General features: G+C 53.5%; 2 protein-coding genes. Both read right to left on the bottom strand.

Annotation, left to right across the window (positions count from 1 at the left end; translation table 11 throughout):
- Positions 1-157: 157 nt before the first annotated feature.
- A complete protein-coding gene (locus ACZ4VL_RS40960; protein ID WP_359580410.1) occupies positions 158-469 on the bottom strand; it encodes a hypothetical protein in 312 nt (103 codons plus the stop codon).
- Positions 470-634: 165 nt separating this feature from the next.
- Positions 635-1009, bottom strand: a 375-nt coding sequence (locus ACZ4VL_RS40955) for a M35 family metalloendopeptidase (protein WP_468211176.1), incomplete at its 5' end; no start/stop codon positions are given.

Here is a 1009-nt window from a genome sequence, read left to right as displayed (position 1 = left end):
GAAAGGCGGGGACGCACGGGGCGATCGTGCAGTGTGCGGTGACGGACACAAAGCACGCGTCGGCTTGTGACGGGCCGGCGCTTACTGCATGGTGCGTAAGGGGCCGCTTCATACCATCAAAATGTGCAGCACTGCGTGGCGGCTGGCGACCAAGGCCTCATTTCACTTGGCAAGGACATTCATGCGGGCAACCGGGAAGAAAGTCGATTTCTACTCGTCGGCCATTATCCGGCACACCGCTCAAGTGATGCGACTTATAAAGCCTGGCGTCGACGTCGATAGGTGCTCGACCAAGCCCCAATGTGACCAGAAGCCCCTTGATACTTTCCGCGCGTTGTTGAGCCAGCACGTGCGGCTGTCTTTCGTCAGCTTCGGCAAGGCCACCGACAGACGTACGATCGAGATTGGGATATTTAAGTTGAAGGTCTATCGCCCAATTGGCCAGCCTTGTGATCTCATCGCCGGACACCTTGGCAGAATCTCTTTCAAACGAAACATCAAGCGTATGGACTGGGGAGCAGGCGAATGTCGCTGCCGAGAAAAATGCGAGTGCGATATATGCTGGCCCTTTTACCATATCAACTTTCCGTTGGACCCAACCAGATTCAACCAGGATCGCGCTGCCACACTGCCCCTAATCCTCATAGATAATATACCCGGCAATGCTATCCGCATTATTGATTGCGAGATCAGGCCGCGTCCGAGCCAATACCAAGCACTTGCGCATGAAATATTGATGATCCTGAGCGCCAAAAGTGTCGGAGAAGTGAGTGCACTCATGAATCAGTGTCGATAGCATCGAGTCCTTCGCACTGGATATGGGGCGCATCCCACAAAATTTTTCGTGGATACAAATAGTATGTGTAGCGGTGTCAGGGGCGCAAACATGAGCGACGGCACCATCAGGGTCCTTGTTATTCGGCGTACAACCAAGATATCGATCAAGCTCCTCTGATTGACGAACAAAGTTTCCAGGCTTGAGATCGCGCATCACCCGACTTACTCGTGC

The organism is Streptomyces sp. NPDC029014 (genome assembly GCF_055564695.1).
Note: the sequence above shows the minus strand (reverse complement) of the source record. Positions and strands in the feature narration are given on the sequence as shown.